Annotated in this window: 19 protein-coding genes; 7 read left to right on the top strand and 12 right to left on the bottom strand. The window is 60.0% G+C overall.

Annotated elements, in window-relative coordinates; all coding sequences use genetic code 11:
* Nucleotides 1-58: 58 nt before the first annotated feature.
* Nucleotides 59-976, bottom strand: a complete 918-nt coding sequence (melR, locus tag BWI95_RS11920) for a transcriptional regulator MelR (protein ID WP_042715696.1) — start codon at nucleotides 974-976, stop codon at nucleotides 59-61.
* Nucleotides 977-1,210: 234 nt separating this feature from the next.
* On the opposite strand from melR, the gene melA reads away from it, so the two are divergent.
* The 3 genes from melA to leuA all read left to right on the top strand — a co-directional run bounded on the left by melA (nucleotide 1,211) and on the right by leuA (nucleotide 5,952).
* Nucleotides 1,211-2,563, top strand: coding sequence for an alpha-glucosidase/alpha-galactosidase (melA, locus tag BWI95_RS11915; protein WP_076769538.1), 1,353 nt, complete (start codon nucleotides 1,211-1,213; stop codon nucleotides 2,561-2,563).
* Between the two features lie 70 nt (nucleotides 2,564-2,633).
* Nucleotides 2,634-4,052, top strand: a complete 1,419-nt coding sequence (gene melB / locus BWI95_RS11910) for a melibiose:sodium transporter MelB (RefSeq protein WP_076769537.1) — start codon at nucleotides 2,634-2,636, stop codon at nucleotides 4,050-4,052.
* Between the two features lie 229 nt (nucleotides 4,053-4,281).
* Nucleotides 4,282-5,952, top strand: a complete 1,671-nt coding sequence (leuA, locus tag BWI95_RS11905) for a 2-isopropylmalate synthase (protein ID WP_054804128.1) — start codon at nucleotides 4,282-4,284, stop codon at nucleotides 5,950-5,952.
* Here leuA and BWI95_RS11900 read toward each other — a convergent pair.
* The 7 genes from BWI95_RS11900 to BWI95_RS11870 all read right to left on the bottom strand — a co-directional run bounded on the left by BWI95_RS11900 (nucleotide 5,942) and on the right by BWI95_RS11870 (nucleotide 13,346).
* Nucleotides 5,942-6,703 (bottom strand): AraC family transcriptional regulator, encoded by a 762-nt coding sequence (locus tag BWI95_RS11900; RefSeq protein ID WP_054804113.1) that lies wholly within the window; start codon nucleotides 6,701-6,703, stop codon nucleotides 5,942-5,944. The two genes, leuA and BWI95_RS11900, sit on opposite strands and share 11 nt — an antisense overlap.
* 62 nt (nucleotides 6,704-6,765) lie before the next feature.
* Nucleotides 6,766-7,512 (bottom strand): IucA/IucC family C-terminal-domain containing protein, encoded by a 747-nt coding sequence (locus BWI95_RS11895; protein WP_054804112.1) that lies wholly within the window; start codon nucleotides 7,510-7,512, stop codon nucleotides 6,766-6,768.
* Entirely contained in the window at nucleotides 7,499-8,296 is a 798-nt protein-coding gene (locus BWI95_RS11890; RefSeq protein ID WP_054804127.1) for an ABC transporter ATP-binding protein, read from the bottom strand. Before BWI95_RS11890 ends, BWI95_RS11895 begins: the two co-directional genes overlap by 14 nt.
* Nucleotides 8,297-8,307: 11 nt before the next feature.
* A complete protein-coding gene (locus BWI95_RS11885) occupies nucleotides 8,308-9,339 on the bottom strand; it encodes a FecCD family ABC transporter permease (RefSeq protein ID WP_076769536.1) in 1,032 nt (343 codons plus the stop codon).
* Nucleotides 9,329-10,315 (bottom strand): FecCD family ABC transporter permease, encoded by a 987-nt coding sequence (locus BWI95_RS11880; RefSeq protein ID WP_076769535.1) that lies wholly within the window; start codon nucleotides 10,313-10,315, stop codon nucleotides 9,329-9,331. The genes BWI95_RS11885 and BWI95_RS11880 overlap by 11 nt, the downstream gene beginning before the upstream one ends.
* The gene (locus BWI95_RS11875; RefSeq protein ID WP_076769534.1) at nucleotides 10,312-11,211 is read right to left on the bottom strand and encodes an ABC transporter substrate-binding protein; all 900 of its coding nucleotides are present in this window, start codon (nucleotides 11,209-11,211) and stop codon (nucleotides 10,312-10,314) included. The genes BWI95_RS11880 and BWI95_RS11875 overlap by 4 nt, the downstream gene beginning before the upstream one ends.
* Nucleotides 11,212-11,249: 38 nt before the next feature.
* Nucleotides 11,250-13,346 carry a TonB-dependent receptor gene (locus BWI95_RS11870; protein ID WP_054804111.1) on the bottom strand — a complete coding sequence of 699 codons (2,097 nt, stop codon included), beginning with the start codon at nucleotides 13,344-13,346 and terminating at the stop codon, nucleotides 11,250-11,252.
* Between the two features lie 283 nt (nucleotides 13,347-13,629).
* Here BWI95_RS11870 and BWI95_RS11865 point away from each other — a divergent pair, with 283 nt between their 5' ends.
* Genes BWI95_RS11865 through BWI95_RS11855 form a run of 3 tightly spaced genes read left to right on the top strand, consistent with a single transcriptional unit; the run spans nucleotide 13,630 to nucleotide 15,893 of the window.
* Entirely contained in the window at nucleotides 13,630-14,058 is a 429-nt protein-coding gene (locus tag BWI95_RS11865; RefSeq protein ID WP_023479947.1) for a DUF2231 domain-containing protein, read from the top strand.
* The gene (locus BWI95_RS11860; RefSeq protein WP_076769533.1) at nucleotides 14,055-15,353 is read left to right on the top strand and encodes a PQQ-dependent sugar dehydrogenase; all 1,299 of its coding nucleotides are present in this window, start codon (nucleotides 14,055-14,057) and stop codon (nucleotides 15,351-15,353) included. Before BWI95_RS11865 ends, BWI95_RS11860 begins: the two co-directional genes overlap by 4 nt.
* 60 nt (nucleotides 15,354-15,413) lie before the next feature.
* Complete coding sequence (locus tag BWI95_RS11855) at nucleotides 15,414-15,893, top strand: tetratricopeptide repeat protein (RefSeq protein WP_054804110.1); 480 nt, start codon at nucleotides 15,414-15,416, stop codon at nucleotides 15,891-15,893.
* A gap of 21 nt (nucleotides 15,894-15,914) precedes the next feature.
* Here BWI95_RS11855 and BWI95_RS11850 read toward each other — a convergent pair whose 3' ends face one another.
* Genes BWI95_RS11850 through BWI95_RS11840 form a run of 3 tightly spaced genes read right to left on the bottom strand, consistent with a single transcriptional unit; the run spans nucleotide 15,915 to nucleotide 18,870 of the window.
* Nucleotides 15,915-16,694 (bottom strand): ABC transporter ATP-binding protein, encoded by a 780-nt coding sequence (locus tag BWI95_RS11850; RefSeq protein ID WP_076769532.1) that lies wholly within the window; start codon nucleotides 16,692-16,694, stop codon nucleotides 15,915-15,917.
* Nucleotides 16,691-17,719, bottom strand: a complete 1,029-nt coding sequence (locus BWI95_RS11845) for a FecCD family ABC transporter permease (RefSeq protein WP_023480010.1) — start codon at nucleotides 17,717-17,719, stop codon at nucleotides 16,691-16,693. Before BWI95_RS11845 ends, BWI95_RS11850 begins: the two co-directional genes overlap by 4 nt.
* Nucleotides 17,720-17,751: 32 nt before the next feature.
* Nucleotides 17,752-18,870 carry an ABC transporter substrate-binding protein gene (locus BWI95_RS11840; protein WP_076769531.1) on the bottom strand — a complete coding sequence of 373 codons (1,119 nt, stop codon included), beginning with the start codon at nucleotides 18,868-18,870 and terminating at the stop codon, nucleotides 17,752-17,754.
* 205 nt (nucleotides 18,871-19,075) lie between these two features.
* Between BWI95_RS11840 and BWI95_RS11835 the strand changes: the two genes are divergently transcribed.
* A complete protein-coding gene (locus BWI95_RS11835; protein WP_054804108.1) occupies nucleotides 19,076-19,504 on the top strand; it encodes a hypothetical protein in 429 nt (142 codons plus the stop codon).
* 290 nt (nucleotides 19,505-19,794) lie between these two features.
* On the opposite strand, the gene mtnA is transcribed toward BWI95_RS11835, so the two are convergent.
* Nucleotides 19,795-20,802, bottom strand: a complete 1,008-nt coding sequence (mtnA, locus tag BWI95_RS11830) for an S-methyl-5-thioribose-1-phosphate isomerase (RefSeq protein WP_054804107.1) — start codon at nucleotides 20,800-20,802, stop codon at nucleotides 19,795-19,797.
* Between the last annotated feature and the right edge of the window lie 77 nt (nucleotides 20,803-20,879).

Here is a 20,879-nt window from a genome sequence, read left to right as displayed (position 1 = left end):
CCATTATCCCCACTAAGGGATATCCCTATCAATATCCCTTAGTGGGGATAAACGCTTTTTACCCCGCATGCTGCTGGCGTCGCAGCTGGCTGAGCTTGCGGTATTTCTGCGGCGGCATGCCGACATACTTCTGAAAGGTGCTGTAAAAACGGCTGCTGGAGCCGAACCCGGCGGTGAGCGCGATATCAAGAATGGTTTTATCGGTATCGCTCAGCAATGCTCGAACGTGGTTGATGCGCATGGCGGTGATGTATTGCTTCATGGTCAGCTGCATCACGCGCTGAAAAATGCCCATCGCATAGTTGGGATTGAGCTTCACATGCTCGGCGATGGCGTTAATCGTCAGCACCTGATCGTAATTGACCGCAATAAACTCCAGCATCTGACTGACGTAAAACTGCGCATGGCGCGAGACGCTATTTTTATGGGTGCGCGAGGTTTTATTAACGAGGATCGGCTGCCAGCCGGAGAGGCTAAAGCGCTTAAGCATCAGGGCGATCTCCTCAATCGCCAGCTGGCGCAACTGCTCGTTGTCGCTGTTGAGTTCATGCTGCCAGCGCTGCACTTCAAACGCGCTTAGCTGCTGGGCGGCGAGGGATTTGATCACCATGCCGTGGGTGACGTGGTTGATCAGTTCACGATCCAGCGGCCAGGAGAGAAACAGGTGCATCGGCAGGTTGAAAATCGCCATCTGCGTACAGTCGCCGGGGCGCGTTAGCTGGTGCGGGGTACAGGCCCAGAACAGGGTGATATACCCCTGCTTAATGCGCACCACTTCGTTATTGATCAGGTACTCGACGTCGCCATCAAACGGCACATTTACTTCCACCTGGCCATGCCAGTGGCTGGCGGGCATCGCCAGCGGCGCGCGCAGCTCAATCTCCATGCGCTGGTATTCGGAGTAGAGCGACAGCGGGCCGCGCGTGGTTTTCTCATCCCCGCTGCACATATCTGCTCTGATAAGTTCTTTTGCCATCGATCCTTCCCGCATCATCACTTTCGCGCTTCACCGCGCCCTCACCTGCCCTAGTTTAGTGAAAGCCGTTGCCATTAACTCTGCTTAAGCGCCCATTTTCTCCCGGAAACTCAGATCGCGCGCGGCGCATTACGCGATCTGAGTTTTCGGGAATCTCCCGCCGGGAAGAAGGCAGATGGCGCAGGCCTGCCGTGCCACGCTCAGAACGTACAACCACATCTGGGAGAAAGGTTCATGTCTGCACCAAAAATCACTTTTATCGGCGCCGGTTCAACGGTGTTTGTCAAAAACATTCTCGGCGACGTGTTCCAGCGTCCGGCACTGAAAAACGCGCAGGTAGCGCTGATGGATATTGACGCCACGCGCCTTGAGGAGTCGCACATCGTGGTGCGCAAACTGATGGATTCGGTCGGCGCTTACGGGAACATCACTTGCCATACGGATCAAAAAACGGCGTTAAAAGAGGCCGATTTTGTGGTCGTCGCGTTCCAGATTGGCGGCTACGAACCCTGCACCGTCACCGATTTTGAAGTGTGTAAGCGCCACGGTCTTGAGCAGACCATCGCCGACACCCTCGGCCCCGGCGGCATCATGCGCGCCCTGCGCACCATCCCTCACCTGTGGCAGATTTGTGAGGATATGACCGACGTCTGCCCGAACGCTACGCTGTTGAACTACGTCAACCCGATGGCGATGAACACCTGGGCGATCTATGCCCGCTACCCGCATATCAAACAGGTTGGGCTGTGTCACTCGGTGCAGGGCACCGCGGAAGAGCTGGCGCGCGATCTCGATCTCGACCCGGCCTCGTTGCGCTACCGCTGCGCCGGGATCAACCATATGGCCTTTTACCTGTCGCTGGAGAAAAAGCAGCCGGACGGTAACTATGTCAGCATCTATCCCGAATTGTTGCAGGCCTATGCCGAGAAACGCGCGCCGAAGCCAAACATGCACGGCAACCCGCGCTGCCAGAACATTGTGCGCTATGAGATGTTCAAAAAGCTCGGCTACTTCGTTACCGAATCCTCGGAACACTTTGCTGAATATACGCCGTGGTTTATCAAGCCGGGACGCGAGGATTTACTTGAACGCTACCAGGTGCCGCTCGATGAGTACCCGAAACGCTGCGTGGAACAGCTGGAAACCTGGCAGAAGGAGCTGGCGGAGTACAAAACCGCCGATCGCATTGAGGTGAAAGCCTCGCGGGAGTATGCCAGCACCATTATGAACGCCATCTGGACCGGCGAGCCGAGCGTAATCTATGGCAACGTGCGTAACGATGGCCTGATCGACAACCTGCCGGACGGGTGCTGTGTCGAAGTGCCGTGCCTGGTCGATGCCAACGGCATTCAGCCAACCAAAGCTGGCAAGCTGCCCGCCCATCTTGCAGCGATGATGCAGACCAACATCAATGTGCAGACGCTGCTCACCGAAGCGGTGCTGACCGAGAACCGGGATTATGTCTATTACGCCGCGCTGATGGATCCGCACACCGCGGCGGTGCTTGGTATCGATGAAATCTATGCGCTGGTGGATGACCTGATCGCAAGCCACGGCGAGTGGCTGCCCGCGTGGCTGCATCGCTAACGCATTCGCCGGGCCGCGCGCCCGGCGGTTTTGCAACCCTTCCGACACTGAAAGAGGCAATCGGTACCCTATGAGTATTTCAATCACAACAAAGCTCAGCTACGGATTTGGTGCATTTGGTAAGGATTTTGCGATCGGCATCGTCTACATGTACTTGATGTATTACTACACCGATATTGTCGGCCTGTCGGTCGGCATGGTCGGTACGCTCTTTCTGGTGGCGCGTATTCTCGACGCGCTGGCCGACCCGATCATGGGCTGGATAGTCGACTGCACCCGCACGCGCTGGGGCAAGTTCAAGCCGTGGATTTTAGTCGGCACGCTGACCAACTCGCTGGTGCTCTATATGCTCTTCAGCGCCCACCACTTTACCGGCACCACGCAGCTGGTGTGGGTGTGGGCGACCTATCTGCTGTGGGGTTTCACCTACACAATTATGGATGTGCCGTTCTGGTCGCTGGTGCCGACCATCACTCTGGATAAACGCGAGCGCGAACAACTGGTGCCCTACCCGCGTTTTTTCGCCAGCCTCGCCGGGTTTGTCACCGCAGGGATCGCGCTGCCGTTTGTGAACGCCGTTGGCGGAGCGGATCGCGGGTTTGGCTTCCAGATGCTGACGCTGGTGCTGATCGCCTTTTTTATCCTCTCGACCATCGTCACTCTTCGCAACGTGCATGAGGTCTACTCCTCTGATAAACAGGGCGGCGAACAGAGCGCGCCAATGAACCTGAAAGCGATGCTGCAACTGATTATTAAGAACGATCAGCTCGCCTGCCTGCTGGTGATGGCGCTGGCCTACAACACCGCCGCTAACGTCATTGAAGGCTTTGCGATCTACTACTTCACCTATGTGATTGGCGATGTCGACCTCTTCCCCTACTACATGTCCTATGCGGGCGTCGCGAACCTGCTGATCCTGATGCTCTTCCCGAAGCTGGTAAAACTCTTCTCGCGCCGCGTACTCTGGGCGGGGGCGTCGGTGCTGCCAATTATCAGCGGCGGCGTGCTGCTGTGGATGGCGCTGCTGGGCCAGACTCACGCATGGGTGATTTTGCTGGCGGGCGTGCTGTTCAGCATCGGCAAAGCCTTCTTCTGGGTGTTACAGGTGATTATGGTTGCCGACACCGTCGATTACGGCGAATACAAACTCAATGTGCGCTGTGAAAGCATCGCCTACTCGGTGCAGACGCTGGTGGTGAAAGCGGGCGCCGCCTTTGCGGCTTACTTTATCGCCGTGGTGCTCGGGGTAATTGGTTATGTGCCGAACGTGGCGCAGTCCGCCAGCACCTTAATGGGCATGCAGCTGATTATGCTGGCGCTCCCCGCCTGCTTCTTCGTCATCTCGCTGCTGGTCTACTTTCGCTTCTACAAACTCAATGGCGATATGCTGCGCCGCATTCAAATCCATCTGCTGGATAAGTATCGGCATGTTGGCAATGCCAATGCACCGCAGACGCCGCCGGTGGTGGGCGACCGGGTGCAGGCGTAAGTGCGCGTTATTGCCGGATGGCGGCTAACGCCTTATCCGGCCTACGCACTATTCGACATACGCCTCCCGTAGGCCCGATAAGCGCAGCGCCATCGGGCAATGCACCGTGCCTTATCAGGTCATCATTTCCCTGCGGGTTGTCACTTTTACGCAACAGATTGTCAGCTGCACGGGCGCGCGCAACCGCTGCGGTGTGGAAACTAAAACCACACCCTGTGGAGAGCCGAAAATGTTAACTAACCCTGCTGATAAATATCACCCCCATGCCCCTTTGCCGCTGCGCGATCGCCGCTGGCCGGATAACACGCTGACTCACGCGCCGCGCTGGCTGTCGACGGATTTACGCGACGGCAACCAGGCCCTCGCCGAGCCGATGGACGCGGCGCGCAAACTGAAATTCTGGGATTTACTGCTGGAGTGCGGTTTTAAAGAGATTGAGGTCGCCTTCCCTTCCGCCTCGCAAACGGACTTTAACTTTGTGCGCCAGCTGATCGAGGAGCAGCGCATCCCTGAAGATGTCACTATTCAGGTGTTAACCCAGGCGCGTGACGATCTGATTCGCCGCACCTTCGAATCCTTACAGGGCGCGCGCCGCGCGACGGTGCACCTCTACAACGCCACCGCGCCGGTGTTCCGCGAGCAGGTTTTTCGCCAGAGCAAAGAGGAGATTGTCGCGCTGGCGGTCAATGCGGCGCGACAAATCCGCACGCAGTGCGAAGCCGCACCCGAAACGCAGTGGGTGTTCCAGTATTCACCGGAAACCTTCTGCTTTACCGAAGCGGAGTTCGCGCTGGCGATTTGCGAAGCGGTGGCCGATGTCTGGCAGCCAGATTCCACGCGGCCGATGATCATCAACCTGCCGGCCACCGTGGAAGTGAGCATGCCCAATGTCTATGCCGACCAGATTGAGCACTTCTGCCGCCACTTCTCGCGCCGTGAGCAGGTGTGCATCAGCGTGCATACCCATAACGATCGCGGCACCGGTATTGCCAGCGCCGAGCTGGCGCTGCTGGCAGGCGCAGAGCGGGTTGAAGGCTGCCTGTTTGGCAACGGCGAGCGCACAGGTAATGCCGATCTGGTGACGCTGGCGCTCAATCTCTACACCCAGGGTATTGCGCCGGGCCTTGAGTTTAGCCAGATGAAAAAGGTGGTGGAGGTGGTCGAGGAGTGTAACCAGTTGCCGGTTGCGCCGCGCCACCCGTACGCCGGTGAGCTGGTCTTTACCGCCTTTTCCGGCTCGCATCAGGACGCGATTAAGAAAGGGTTTGCCGCGCGGCAAACCAGCCCGGCGGACGTCTGGCAAGTGCCCTATCTGTCGCTCGATCCGGCGGATATCGGCTGTAGCTACGAAGCGGTTATCCGCGTTAACAGCCAGTCGGGCAAGAGCGGTGCGGCCTGGCTGCTGGAGCAGAACCACGGCCTGACACTGCCGCGCAAGCTTCAGCAGGAGTTTAGCGGGCATGTGCAGCGGGCGGCGGACAGCGCGGGCAAAGAGATGTCGCAAATGGCGATCTGGAATCTGTTTCGCCAGACCTATGGCCTGGTGGATCAGCCGCCGCTGGCGTTGATTGAGTATGTCTGCACCAACCAGCCGGGGCAGCGCACCACTCTGCACGCGGAGATCCGCTGGCATAACGAGACGCTGAAGCTGGATGCGACGGGCAACGGTTTTCTCTCGGCGGCGTTAACCGCGCTCTGTCGCAGCCTGCGCGTTGAGATCAATATTGAGAGCTACCACGAACACACCCTCGGCAAGCACAGCGACAGCCGCTCGGTGGCCTATGTCTGCTGTACCAACGCGCGGGGCGAGCGCGCATGGGGCGTCAGTATCGACAGCGATATCACCCGCGCCTCACTACAGGCGGTGCTTAACGCCGCGCAGCCCTTTATCACTGGGTAAAGTAGTCGCCGGGCGGCACGCCCATCACCCGGCGAAACATGGCGCTAAAGGCGCTGGGGGTGGCATAGCCGCACTCCAGCGCCACCTGCGTCACCGACTCGCCGTGCGCCAGCCGCGTCAGGGCGATCAGCAACCGCGCGCGGCGCACCCACTCGCTAAACTGCAACCCGGTCTGCTGGTAGAAGTGGCGCGCGAGCGTGCGCCCGCTCATATTCACCTGGCGCGCGGCGTGCTCCAGCGTCCACGCCTGCGTCGGCGTTTGCCGTATCGCGTCACACAGCGGTTTTAAGCGCGCCGAAGTCGGTTCCGGCAGGCAAAACGGCAGCGTATTCATCAGCCGGATCTCATCCAGAATCAGCTCATAGATACGCTCGGCGCGGCTGCCGGGCTGGTAACTCTCCTCCAGCCGCAGCGCCTCGACCATCAGGGCGCGCAGCAGATCGTTGACGCGCACCACCTGGCACACCACCGGTAAATCGGCCCTCGCCAGCGGCTCGACAAACACCCCGCGCGCCTGCACATCGCCCTCAATAAAGAGCGTGTGCACCACCTGCGCCGGGATCCACACCCCGCGTCCGGGCGGCACGATCCAGATCCCCTGCTCCGTCTCCACGCGGATGACACCGCTCAGGGTGTGGATCAGCTGGTCGCAGGGGTGCGAATGCCACGGCTCATGCTCACCGTGTCGGTAGTCATGGGCGTAGGGAATCAACGCGCGGTAGGAGAAATCGAGTGCAAATGTCTGTTTCACGGCGTGACCGTTGGCGATTGATCAGGAAGCTTTACCATAATCACCGCTGCCCGCCCTGTCACCTACTTAACCCGGCAGAGCGGGCAGTTGAGGCAATACTCCACCGGCTGTGAGGCTTTGTAGTAGAAGCAGCAGGTGCGGCGAAAACGCACCGCCTCGCCAGCGCCATTGCGCTGCGCCGGGCGGCGAAAACGCTTAAGCGGGTTCCAGCCAAGGCCAAACAGCGCCGGGTCGGCCTCAGCAATCAGCCAGGCGAAATCCGCCTGCTGACGCGCGGCCTGCGCCTCACTCAGCCCCTCCATGCGCCCTTCGTAGAGCGAGTAGACGCGCACCGCGCAGTTCTCCCAGAGGATTTGCGCAGGCAGGCCGCTCACCGCTGAAAGGCGCTGCCAGATCGGGGCGATAAAATCACGAAACAGCCCGCCGACCACCTTTTCGCGCCACGCTTCACGCGCGCCGGGCGCATAGCCGGTAACGGTAAGCGCTGCGGGGAGTGACGAGGTCCACAAACCGTTGTCATGGGCATACTCCAGACGGCTGGCGTCTAGAGAGAGATGCAGCCCTTTATCAAACACACTCATCCCATAGAGCACATTCCCGGTCAGCAGAAATGAGAGCCGCTTGGTCAGCAGCGACGCGGCGATGGCGCGATCCGGTGCGCCAATAAGCGGCATGATCGTATCAAGCACGTCAGCACAAATGTCGGCATTAAGCATCTCGCCGCTCACCACGCTGCGTGCATCGGCCTCCTCCAGCGCGCGCAGGCGAAACGCCTTACGCAGGTAGGCGAGTTCGTCAGGGTTCAGCATGGTGTTCACCCGGAAAAGGAATGCACATCGGCGTATGGAAAAAGGGATCGTCAATGATGCGACAGCGCAGGTTAAAGACGTGGCTCACTAACGCTTCGGTCATGATCTGCTGCGGCGCACCCTCGGCAACAACCCGCCCTTCGCGGATAGCGACCAGGTGATCGGCGTAGCGGCAGGCGAGATTGAGATCGTGCAGCACCATAATGATAGTTTTGCCCTGCCGTCGGTTGAGATCGCGCAGCAGTTCGAGGATCTCTACCTGGTGCGCCAGATCGAGCCAGGTGGTTGGCTCATCGAGCAGCAGCGTATCGGTAGCCTGCGCTAATGTCATTGCAATCCACACCCGCTGGCGCTGACCGCCGGAGAGCGCTTCAACCGGGCGGTGCTGCAACGCCGTGGTCGCGGTTAAGCGCAGCGCTTCATCAACATGATGATCGTCCTCAACGGACCACTGACGCAGCCAGTTTTGATAGGGAAAACGCCCAAGGCTCACCAGCTGGCGCACGGTGATGCCTTCCGGTGCCACCGGCGTTTGCGGCAAAATCGCCAGCTTGCGCGCCACTTTTGCGCTGGCGCTGGCGTGAATATCCATTCCGTCGAGAGTGACCGCACCGGATTGCGGCGTGATTAGGCGCGCCATCGCTTTTAACAGCGTGCTTTTGCCGCAGCCGTTGCTGCCAATCAGCACCGAAACCTTGCCCGTCGGCAGGGTTAAATCGAGCCCGTCGATCACCTGCCGCTGCGCGTAGCTGACGCGCAGTTTTTCCGTTATCAGAGACACAATTTCCCCATTGCTTACGAACGCTGCCTTATCAGCAGCCAAAGAAAGAGCGGCGCGCCGGCCAGCGCGACAAAGATCCCGGCGGGCAGATCGGCGGGGCGAAACAGCGTGCGCGCCAACAGATCGGCGGCCACCACCATACTGCCGCCGCTGCACGTCGCGACATATGCCTGGCTGAAGATCCCCTGCGCCACCACCAGGCGAGCAAGATGCGGTGCCACCAGCCCGACAAAGGCCATCGCCCCGACCTGCGCCACCGCGCTGCCGGAGAGCGCGACGCAGGCCAGCAACAGCAGGAGGCGAATAGCATTCACCCGCACCCCCAGCCCGGTTGCCAGCGCATCCTCAAGCTGCAGCGCCTTCAGGTAACGCAGCAGAACGACCAGCAGCGGGATCGCCCACAGGTAGAAGAGAAGCAAGTGCAGCACCTTCGGCCAGCTGGCGGCATAGACGCTGCCGCTCAGCCACACCCACGCGGAAAAGGTGGTGGTCAGCGGGCTGAATACGAGGATCAGCGTCACCACCGCGCCCGCCAGCGCCGAGACGCCAACCCCGGTCAAAATCATGCGCAGCGGCGTTAACCCGCGCCGCGCGCTTAACAGAAAGATCAGCCCGACGGCGCAGGCCGCACCAGCCATTGCGGCATAAGGCATGCCCGCGCTGCCATAACGCAGACTAAAAAAGGTGAGCCACAGCAGCGCACCGGCACTGGCGCCTGCCGTGACGCCAAGGGTGTCCGGCGAGGCGAGCGGGTTGCGCACAAGGGTTTGCAAAATCAACCCGGCAAGCCCCAGCCCGCCGCCCGCCAGCAGCGCCAGCGCCACGCGCGGCAGACGCAGCTCATGCAGAATAAAATGCTCTGCGCTGTTATCAGTCAGCACCAGTAAGCGAAGGGTGTGCAGCAGCGGGATCGGCACATCGCCGACGCTCAGCGCAATAAGTACAATCAGCGCGGCGATCAGCGTGCAGCTCGCCAGCATCAGCAACTGGCGGCGCGAGTAGAGCCGGGCATACGCGCCGCAGCGAAAGAGTTGGCTATCCGGCATGCTGCCCCCGGCGCTGCGCCAGCAGGATAAAAAAGGGTGCGCCTAGCAGTGCGGTCATCACCCCGACCGGCACTTCCTGCGGCAGGATCACCACCCGCGCGGCGATATCCGCCGCCAGCAGCAGCAACGCCCCCAGCAGCGCACAGGCAGGGAGCAAGGTACGCACATCACTGCCGAAAAGTTGCCGGGCGATGTGCGGCACAATCAGCCCGACAAAGCCGATATTGCCCGCCAGCGCCACCGCGCAGCCCGCCAGCCCGACCACCAGCACGCTGGCCAGCAGGCGCACTCGGGCGATGTTCTGCCCCAGCCCGCGGGCAATCTCTTCACCTGCGTTGAGCACTCCCATCTGCCCGCCGCAGAGCATGGCGACAATCAGCAGCAGCCCGCCCGGCAGCAGCATCGGGTAGAGATGTGCAAGATCGTTGCCCGCAAGGCTCCCTGCCAGCCAGAAGAGCATGGTGTCGAGGCTCTCCTGATCCATCACCAGGATCGCCTGGGTAAAAGCGTTGCACAGGGCGGTGATCGCCACGCCCGCCAGCACCAGCCGCAGCGGGTTAAGCTGACCGCTGCTTCTCTGGCTGGCAAACCACACCAGCGACCCGGTGATGCACGCGCCGGTAAATGCCAGCAGCAGCGTGACCCACGCCTCGCCAATGCTGAACAGCGCACCCGCCAGCACAATCAGCAGCGCCGCACCGGCATTGACGCCAAACAGCCCAGGCGATGCGAGCGGATTACGTGTTAGTGCCTGCATCAGCGCCCCCGCCACCGCAAGGAAAGCGCCGACGGCCGCTGCCAACAGCGTGCGCGGTAAGCGCGAGGTATGAATAATCACATCACGCGCGAGAGTGGCATCCGGCTGCCACAGCGCGCGCGCAATCTCGCCCGGCGTATAAATTTGTGTTCCGACCATTACGCTGAGTGCCGCCATCACCAGCAGCAGCGCAAAGCAGAGCAGAAAGCGCCCCTTCATGCCCCCTCCCCGCGCAGCGCGGCGTCGACATCATCAAGCATGTGATTGGCGCCAAGAATGCCGCCGGACAAACTCCACGGCACGCTGTCCACCGTCCACAGCCGCTGCGCCTTCACCGCCCGCAGCTGTTGCCAGAGCGGGTGCGCGGTCAGCGCCTGATAGTGGCGCATAATCGCCGCGCTCTCTGTGCGCAGCAAAATGAAGAAGAGATCGGCATTAAGCAGCGGGATATTCTCGAAGCTTGAAAAGCGCAGCGAGGTGCTGCGCGCCTGCTGCGCGGCGCTGTTCCAGCCAAAACCCAGTTCGCTCATCACCGAGCCGGGAAAGCTGGCGGCGACATAGCTGCGAATATGATCGGGGCGCACTTCGATAACCGACACCGTCGGCGGTGCGGCAAAGTGCTGCGCAATGCGCCCGCGCAGCGTCACCACCCGGCGCTGCCACTGGTGCAGCAGCGCGTTGGCACTGTCGGCAAGACCGAGCCTGTCGCCAACCACGCTGAGCGTTTTTTTAAACTCAAACACATCATCGAGCAGCGCCACCGGGGCGATTTTCGCCATCAGCGGCGCGACATCCTGGTGGCGAAAACGCGAGGCGAAGATGATATCGGGCTTCAGCAGCACCATCTTTTCCAGCTGCGGCTGCGTCTCCAGCCCGAGTTGCGGCACGTTTGAGAAGCGCGGGCGCAGGTAGCGGTAGACCGGCTTTTCCGCCCATGACTCCACCATGCCGCAGGGCGTCACGCCGAGCGCTGCCAGGCTGTCCGTCGCCCCCTGAAAGAGTGAGATGGCGCGCGGCAAGGCTGGCGGTGCGGCAAACAGGCCAGGGGCGATGCCATAGAGCAGCATCGCTTGCAGGCCGCGCCGCCGGGAGAGTGAGATATTCAGGCTATTCATCCGTTACTTTGCTGCTCCCGCGAGGGGAGCGGCGACCATCAGAAGTTGAGGCTGTAACCGAGTGTGGCCGTGCGGCCCCGCCCGGCGAAGTAGCGATCCGGATCGACCGAGGCGCTTTGCGAGTAATAGGTGACGTACTGCTTGTTGAGCAGGTTAGAGATGCCAAGGCTCAGCTGACCATAAGGCAGCTTGTAGCCCACCGCCGCATCGACAATCCCATAGCCGGAGAAATCCTTCTCTTCGTCGTCGAACTTCTTACTCAGCGCCCAGTTAGCCTGCAAGAAGGTGCTCAGTTCAGTGTTCCAGTTCGCCGACCAGCTGGCGATGATGCGATCCGGGGCGATATTAAGACCGTCGAGTTTGGCATCAAGGCTGCCGTTATCATCGCTGTCGTAGCGGCCGCGCATATGCGACCACGCCAGCGTCAGCTTGTGGTCAGCGTTCGGCGCGTAGCCCGCGCTCACTTCAACGCCATCGATCTCGGTCTTTTCACGCCGCGCAACAAAGGCGTCGTTTTGCAACTCGACGCGGCTGCCCAGTTTAGAGGTCGATTTGTAGTAGCTGGCCTCAAAATCGAACGGCGCCTGCTGGACGCGGAAGCCGACTTCACTGTTTTTGGTAATGATCGGTTGCAGGCTGTTGTAATCACTCAGCTTCACCCCCGGCGTGTCGATGCCGCGCAGCACGCGGCCAACATCCGGCACGGTAAAGCCTTCGCTGTAGCTGGCAAACAGGCTCAGCGGCGTGACCGGCGTCCAGACAATTCCGGCGTTGTAGAGGGTTTCATCGAACGACGGCGTGCCCCCTTCGACCGTAACGCGATCGTTGGCCCACACCGTCTGGTAGCTGTCGATCTTCAGGCGCGCATACTCGTAGCGAATGCCGCCGCTCAGTTTGACCGACTCCACCGGCGCGTACTCAAGTTGCAGGAAAGGCGAGAGATCGGTGTAGTTGATCTCCGGCACATAGGTGCGCCCGGTGCTCCACAGATCCTGTTTCGAGTTATCAAACAGCGTGTCGAAGCCCACCGTCGCCTTAATGCGATCGTCCCAGATATCATCTTTTGTCAGGGCGATTTTGCTGCCGTACTTATCGGTATACGCGCGGCTCTGATCGTAGAGCGTACCAATTGGCGCAATCTGCGGGTCCTGGAAGGAGGAGGAGTTGGTGGCACCGAACAGCGCTTCGTAGCGCTGATAGTAGGCCAGCGCAGTCAGCTTCATCCCGGCGAGATTGTAGTTGTCGTAGGTGGTGCCCACGGTCCAGACATCGTTATGCGGCGCGGTGCCTTCCGGCGTGCCTTTGCGTGAGGTGGTCAACCTGCCCGCGTCGCGATCGCCGGTGACGCTGATATAATTATCTTTATTTTTCAGTCGGTAGCGGTTAAGGCTTAACTGCACACGCTGGTCGTTATCGAGCCAGTAACCTACTTTCGCCAGCAGATCCCACGCACGGGAGTCCATCAAATCACCCTGGGTGTTATCCACGCCAATGGCGTGATTATTCGCATCTTTGAACAACCCCTGATCTTCATAGCTGAGGGCGAAGAGGTAGTCGAGATACTCCTCGCTGCCATTGATGCTGTAGTTGGTTTTGTAGGCCAGGGTATCGTGATTAAGTTCAGAGGTCGGCGTGGTGGTTTCGATGCTGAAATGCTGGTTGGCGGTGCCCGGCTTCGCCCGTTTAGTGATGATGTTGATCACCCCACCCGTCGCGCCCACGCCGTTACTGGTGTTAGCCCCTTTGATCACCTCAATGCGCTCAATCATGGAGGCATCGACGGTGTGCATTTCACGCCCGGTCGGGCGCAGGGGGTTGGATTGCGGAATACCGTCAATCATCACCAGCGGCGTACGCCCGCGCAGGGTCTCACCGCTGCCGGACATCTTCTGCCGCGACGGCGAAAACGACGGCAGCAGGTTACTTAAGATCTGCGAGGTATCGGAGGTGAGCTGGCGCTGTTGGGCAATCTCCTTTTCAGTGATCACTTTGATCACCTGCGGGGAGTCATTGCGCGAGCCGTCGGTACGCGTAGCCGTTACAACCACGTCTTCTTCACTGCTTGTCGCATCCTGCGCATAAAGCGGCGACGCGATGACCAGAGTAAGCGCGCCATAGAAAGGGGAAAATCGCATGCAAACAACCCTCAATGTAATATCTCGCCGCACGGGCGAAGATCATCCGTAACAACATCAAATAAGAACAATAAGAAACAATTTGAGACCGATTATCATTATCAATAACTCAATGTAAAGTGAATATTCCCGTCTCGAAACTTATAACTATGCAGAATGCGTTATGGCGCACAACGCTGCTAACAAACCGCCGTTTCACATTATTTTGTCTACCCTTTATCAGGCACGTTCTGTGGCTTGAGTCGTGGTCACTTCCCGATCCCCTGTTTACTAAGGAAGACCAATGCAAACTACCTCCGGACCATCGCGGGTCGCCATTGCGCTCTATGAACTGTTAAACCCCCTGCCGCTCGGCTTTTTCACCGCCGCGTGGATCTTCGATATTCTCTACCTCAAATCTTTTCAAATTATGTGGACCGACGCGGCAAGCTGGCTTATCGCCATCGGGCTGGTGCTGGCGATTGTGCCGCGGCTAATAAACCTGGTGCAGGTGTGGTTCACCCAACGCCCGCTGGCGACGGCGGCGGTAAAAATCCACTTCTGGCTCTGGCTGCTGGCCATTGTGCTGGCGATTTTTAACGCCTTTGTCCACAGCCGCGACGCCTACGCCGTGGTGCCGCTGGGGGTGATCCTCTCCACCGCCGTGGTGGCGCTGCTGCTGATTGCTAACGTCCAGCTTGCCCTTCGTACCCGCAAAGGAGTGATCGCATGAGAATCCACCGCAAAACACTCCTCGCCTTTACGCTCACCGCGCTGCTGGCCGGCTGCGATCAGGGCGCCAGCCTCGATCCGGCTAAACAAGTGGGGCCAAACCCTGAACTGCCAAAAGCGCAAAACTTCCTGATGCCGCCGATGCAGGTGCCCGAAGGGGTGGCGTGGAAAGAGGGCGAGATGCCAAAAGTGGCGCAGGGGCTGAAGATTGAGAAAGTTGCCGATGGCCTGCAACACCCGCGTCAGGTCTATGTGCTGCCAAATAACGATGTGCTGGTGGCGGAAGCCAACGGCCCGGCGAAGCCAACCACGCGCCCGAAACAGCTGATTATGGGCATCGTGCAGAAAGCCTCCGGCAAAGGCGGCCCCGGCGGCAATCGCATTACCCTGCTGCGCAATGTCGACGGCAAATGGCAGAAGCACACCTTTATTGAAAACCTGCACTCGCCGTTCGGTATCCAGCTGATTGGCAACACCCTGTGGGTGGCGAATGCCGACAGCCTGGTGAAATTCCCCTATCAGGAGGGGCAAACCTCCATCACCGCGCCGGGTGAAGTAGTAACGGAACTGCCGGGCGGGCCGATTAACCATCACTGGACCAAATCCCTGCTCGCCAGCCCTGATGGCAGCAAGCTCTATGTCGGTGTTGGCTCCAACAGCAACATCACTGAGAACGGTATCGGCGCGGAATACCGCCGTGCGGCGGTGCTGGAGGTGGATGCCGCAACCGGAGCGAGCCGCATTTTCGCCAGCGGCCTGCGTAACCCGACTGGGTTGCAGTGGGAACCGGAAAGCGGTGCGCTGTGGGCGATCGTCAATGAACGTGACGAGATTGGCTCCGATCTGGTGCCAGATTACATGACTTCGGTACAGGATAAGGGCTTCTACGGCTGGCCCTATAGCTACTTCGGTCAGCATGTGGATGAGCGCGTCCAGCCGCCGCGCCCGGATCTAGTGAAGCAGGCGATTAAGCCCGATTACGCGCTCAGCTCTCACGTCGCCCCGCTCGGCCTGCTCTTCTACACCGGAGAGAATATGCCGCAATACCGCGGCGGCGCGTTTGTCAGCGAGCACGGCAGCTGGAACCGCAAGCCGCTTAACGGCTATCAGGTGGTGTGGGTGAAGTTTGAAAACGGCAAACCGGTCGGGCAACCGCAGCCGGTGGTGAGCGGTTTTCTTACCGATGATGAGAAGCAGGTGCGCGGTCTGCCGGTCGGACTGGCGATGGATAAGCAGGGCGGCGTCCTGATTGCCGACGATGCGGGCAACACCATCTGGCGGGTCAGCGCGCGCTAACCTTGTGGCTGCCTGCCGCCTCGCTTATAACATAGCCTCAACATTTTTAAGGAGAGGCGAATGGAGAGCAGGTTGCAGGCAGCGATTGCGCTGCGAAAAGCGGGCGAGCATGAGCAGAGCCGCGAGGCGTTAAAGGTACTTGCCGATGAACCGGCGCTGCGCGCGCAGGCGCTGCTCAATATCGCCTGGTCGTTTGATAACCAGGGCCGCGAGCGGGATGCCGAAGGGTATTACCTGGCGGCGATTGAGGCTGGCCTTAGCGATGAAGATGAGTTTGAAGCGCGCTTTGGCCTTGCCTCAACCTGGCGCTGCCTGGGGAAATACCCGCAGGCGAAAGCGCAGTTTGAGGAGATTATCGCCCGCTGGCCGCAGGCAACCGAAGTGCCGCCCTTCTATGCGCTCTGCCTGCACAACCTTGGCGAGCACGACGTCGCGCTTGCCGTGCTGCTGGGATCCATTGTGCAAAACCCCGATGTCCGCACGGCACCCTACGCTGAGGTGCTGCGCCACTACGCGCAGAACCCGCATCAGCGCTGGTGATCGCGCTGCGGCGGCTTACGCTCAGCTTAAACCGTCAATAATCACCTGTTTCATGCCCTGCGAGCAGGGCTCCACCCGCCCGCGCACGCCGTACACCTCTGCCAGCGTGTGCGGGGTGATCACTTCTCCCGGATCGCCGTCGGCCACCAGTTGGCCCTTTTTCAGGATCAGCACATGGTCGCCGTGGCGCAACGCGATATTGATATCGTGCACCACCACCACGGTGACGATGTTACGGCGCTGAGTTTCGCGCTTCACCAGATCCATCACGTGAAATTGATAATTAAGATCCAGCGCGCTGAGCGGCTCGTCCAGCAGCAACAAAGTGGGCTGGCGGATCAGCGACTGCGCCAGACCGACCAGCTGTTTCTGCCCGCCGGAGAGCTGATCAAGATAGTGCAGCGCCAGGTGCTCAATCCCCAACTGGCGCAACAGCGTCATCACCTGCGCCTGCTGCTCAGCGCTGTGCAGGCCGCCGGACGCGCGCTGCGCCACGATAATCGACTCCAGCACATGCAGATGCACGCCTGCCGGCAGCGACTGCGGCAGGTAAACCACCTGCTCGGCGCGTCTGGCGAAGGGTTGCGTCAGCAGATCATCGCCATCGAGGAGCAGTTCGCCCTGGGCTTTGTTCAGCCCGGCCATGGCGCGCAGCAGCGTCGATTTGCCGCTGCCGTTCGGCCCGAGCAGGATCGTCACTTTGCCGCGCGGCAGATGGTCAATCGCCAGATCCTGAATAATCGGCTGTTTGTGGTAACCCGCGCTGAAGCCGCGCAGGGATAAACCGGACTGCGGGCTCATACACTCCCCCGGTGGCGCACAATAATGGTGATAAAGAACGGCACGCCGACCAGCGAGGTGACGATGCCGACCGGGATAATGACGCCATCAATCAGGTTTTTGGAGACAATCGACGCCAGTGACAGCACCAGCGCGCCAATCAGCGCACTGCCCGGAAGGTAGAAGCGGTGATCCTCGCCAAACAGCATGCGGGCAATGTGCGGGGCTACGAGGCCGATAAAGCCAATCGGCCCGACGAATGCCACCGACAGCGCCGACAAAATACTGATGCGCAGCAGCGTTGTCAGCCGCAGGCGGCGCACGTTGATACCAAAGCTGATGGCGCGATCTTCGCCTAAACGCAGGGAAGTGAGCTTCCAGGAGCTGAGCATCGACAGCGGCATAATCACCGCCAGCGCCAGCAGCAGAATGCCGAGCTTCTCCCACGAGGCGCGGGCAATGCTGCCCATCGTCCAGAAGACCAGCCCCTGCAGGGTGTCCTCATTGGCGATAAATTGCAGCATCGACACCAGCGCGTTGAAGGTGAAGACCAGCGCAATACCAAACAGCACCACGCCGGAGGTCGCCACCTGCGTCCAGCGGGTGATGCCATCGAGCAACAGCGCCGCCAGCAGCGCGAAGATAAAGGCGTTAGCCGAGATAAACCACTGGGCGGGGATGCCGGGAATGCCGATGCCAAGCACGATCGCCAGCGCCGCGCCAAAGGCCGCCGCCGACGAAACGCCGAGGGTAAACGGGCTGGCGAGCGGGTTATTGAGGATGGTCTGCATCTCAGCCCCCGCCAGCCCCAGCGTTAAGCCGACGACAATCGCCATCAGCGCATAGGGCATGCGGATATCCCAGACAATCACCCGTGTTCCGGCATCCACGCTCTGCGGATGCAGCAGCGTTTGCCCCAGCACATCCAGCGACAGGCCAGAGGGGCCGAGGGTAAAATCGAGCAGCATCGAGGCGATAATCAACCCCACCAGCAGCGCCAGCAGGCCGACGCGACGACGAATTATCGCGCGGTAGTTATCCATCAACGCGCCCGCGTCAAGAGTGGTACTCATTCTGATTATTTGCCCTGCTGCCAGCTGTAAACAAAGCCGTCATCCGGCAATTTGGTGAAGTTTTTGATGATGTGATGATAAGTCGCATCCGGGTCGAGGTCGGCAAACGCCTGCGGGTAGATATCCTTCGCCAGATACTCCATGCCCACGATGTTATACGGGTGGTTATAGAAGTGGTGATAAACACCATAAACGTGCTTCTGCGCTACTGCCGGGATCTGGCTGATGCCGGTGCGGCTCAGCAGCAACTGCGCCTGCTTGTTCACCTCGTCCGGCGAGGCATTCAGGCCGAGCGGCAGCACCTGGCCGTTGCCGCGTTTGGAGCCGGTCATGATGTAGACATCCGGGTTGACGCTGATGAGCTTCTCAAGGGAGATAAAACCGGTGGCGCCCGGCAGCAGCTCGGAGCCGAGGTTGGTTGCGCCGACCGCTTCCACCAGCCCACCCCAGCCGCTGTGGCCGTGGGTAAAGCAGCAGCTGTCGGCTCTGCCCGCCAGCGCTTCGACAAACACTTTCGGCTTCGGCATAATGGCGGCGGTTTTCTGCGTGATCGCCTGCTGATGCTGGCGGTAGTAGGTGGTGTAAGCTTCAGCGTTGCTTTCGCGGTTAAGCACTTTGCCCAGCAGATCGACGCTTGGCGCGGTATCTTTCGCCGGGTTCACATTGTAATCGACAAACACCACCGGGATTTTCAACGCCGTCAGCTTGTCGAGCACGCCGCTGTCGGTGAGCGACGGTTTCGCGCGCAGCTGGGCAATCATCAGATCCGGCTGCTTTGCCAGCACGCTTTCGAGTTCAACATTCCCTTTATCGCTAAAGCCCATATCGAGAATGTTGGCCGCTTCCGGCCAGCGGGTTTTCAGCATCTTCCAGCTTTCGATATCCTGCTTTTTCGCCAGGTTGTTCCATGCCACCAGCCGCTTAAACGGGTTATCACGATCGAGCAGCGCGAGGGTCATGATGTCGCGACCATCCTGCAAAATCACGCGCTGCGGCTCGTGATCCAGCGTCACTTTGCGACCGCTAAAATCGGTCACCGTAAGGGGATATTGCGTGGCCTGCGCGAGAACGGGCAGCGTGAGCAGCGCGCCGAGAAGCAGCGTAGTGCGGATTTTTCCATGCATAGAAAAAGGTGTCCTGATGGTAATGAGAATTTTATACTTTTGATAATTATTATCATGTTTAGCTCAACAAAACCTATACGGTTTCAACAAATACACCCCTTTCTTAACATCCTGATTCTCTTTCTCTTTTTCTGACATATTTTCTTACGGGTTTATACGCGGCAATGCTTTACCCTCATGCTTTGCTTTTGCCGGACCCGCTGCCATGAAATACACCCTCTTCCTGCTGTTGATGTTTATTGCCACCGCCCGCGCCGACGATGCGGTAAGGCTGAACTGCCCGACGCGCGGCGCGCTGACCGTCTCCTTTTTTGATTACAGCCTGACGACCATGAAGTGGGGCGACCATTTTCAAATCGCAGCGGGCAAAGAGAGGGCGCATACCAAAGCGGGCGTGCCCTTCTGGAGCACCACCTTTCGCAACGGCGACAGCCTGGCCTTCTTCCCGGATTCGAATCAGTATTATCTCTTTTATGCGGGTGATGAAGATCCGGAGCAGTGCAGCGAAGTGGGCAGCTTTGTTTACCCGGCGATCACCCCGCCGCGGTATGAAAAAGGGCAGGATGACGCCGCCACGCAGGCGCAGGCCAACAGAAGAGAGAGTGAAGTGGTTTTGCAGCACCCGTTCGCGTGATGCAGCGGTTTGATATTGCCGGATGGCGCTGGCGCTTATCCGGCCTACGGGTGCGGAGCCGCTGAAACATCATTGCCGGATGGCGGCTGCGCCTTATCCGGCCTACGGATGCGGGGCTGCTGAAACCCCATTGCCGGATGGCGCTGGCGCTTATCCGGCCTACGGGTGCGGGGCCGCTGAAACCCCATTGCCGGATGGCGGCTGCGCCTTATCCGGCCTACGGGTGAGGATGCACTGAAACGGCGTAGGCCGGATAAGCGTTTACGCGCCATCCGGCAACGTTTTATGCACTACACAAAAAGATCCGCGGCCTTCGTTACCACACCGCTGTCGAGCACCCAACCGCTGATAAGCGCGGCGGGGGTAACATCAAACGCCGGGTTGTACACCTGCGCATCTTCCGGCGCCCACTGCACCGCGCCAAAACTCCCCGCCACGCCGGTCACTTCCGTGGCGGCGCGCTGCTCAATCGGGATCGCCTCGCCGTTCGGGCAATGGGGATCGAGGGTGGTTTGCGGCGCGGCGACATAAAACGGCACATTGTGGAACTTCGCCAGCACCGCCAGCGAATAGGTGCCAATTTTGTTCGCCACATCGCCATTGGCGGCAATCCTGTCCGCGCCGACCCACACCGCATCCACCTGCCCTTTTGCCATCAGGCTGGCGGCCATCGAATCGGTAATCAGTTGATACGGCACGCCCAGCTCGCCCAGCTCCCAGGCGGTAAGCCGTCCGCCCTGCAATAGCGGGCGCGTCTCATCCACCCACACATTGCTGATATTGCCCTGCTGATGCGCCAGCGCAATCACGCCGAGCGCCGTGCCGACGCCCGCCGTCGCCAGCCCGCCGGTGTTGCAGTGGGTCAAAATGCGGCTGCCGGGTGTAATCAGCGCGGCACCCGCCTGGGCGATGTTGTCGCAGAGCTGTTTATCCTCTTCCACCAGCCGCAGCGCTTCCGTCATCAGCGCATCGGCACAGTTCTCCTGCGCCAGCGCCTGCTTCATGCGGTCGAGATTGTTCATCAGATTCACCGCCGTCGGGCGCGCCGCGCGCAAGGTTTCCAGCGCCTGTGCCAGCTGTTCACGGCTCTCACCGCGGGCGGCCAGCAGCGCCAGCAGCAGGCTGGCAGAGAGGCCAATCAGCGGGGCACCGCGCACGCGCAGCGCGTGAATATGGCCGACAAGGTCATCTACCGAATCGGCGGCAAGCCAGCGTTTCTCCTGCGGTAACGCCTGTTGGTCGAGAATAAATAAACGATTTTCGGCGATGCGCAGGCTGGTGGTCTGTAATGACGGCATATCGTTAAATCCCTGTTGCGTTAATGTGGCGTATTGTGTCAGGATGCAAAGCGGATGTATAGACGTCTAAATGGCTT

It is taken from the genome of Kosakonia cowanii JCM 10956 = DSM 18146 (assembly GCF_001975225.1).
Classification (GTDB): Bacteria; Pseudomonadota; Gammaproteobacteria; order Enterobacterales; family Enterobacteriaceae; genus Kosakonia; species Kosakonia cowanii.
Note: the sequence above shows the minus strand (reverse complement) of the source record. Positions and strands in the feature narration are given on the sequence as shown.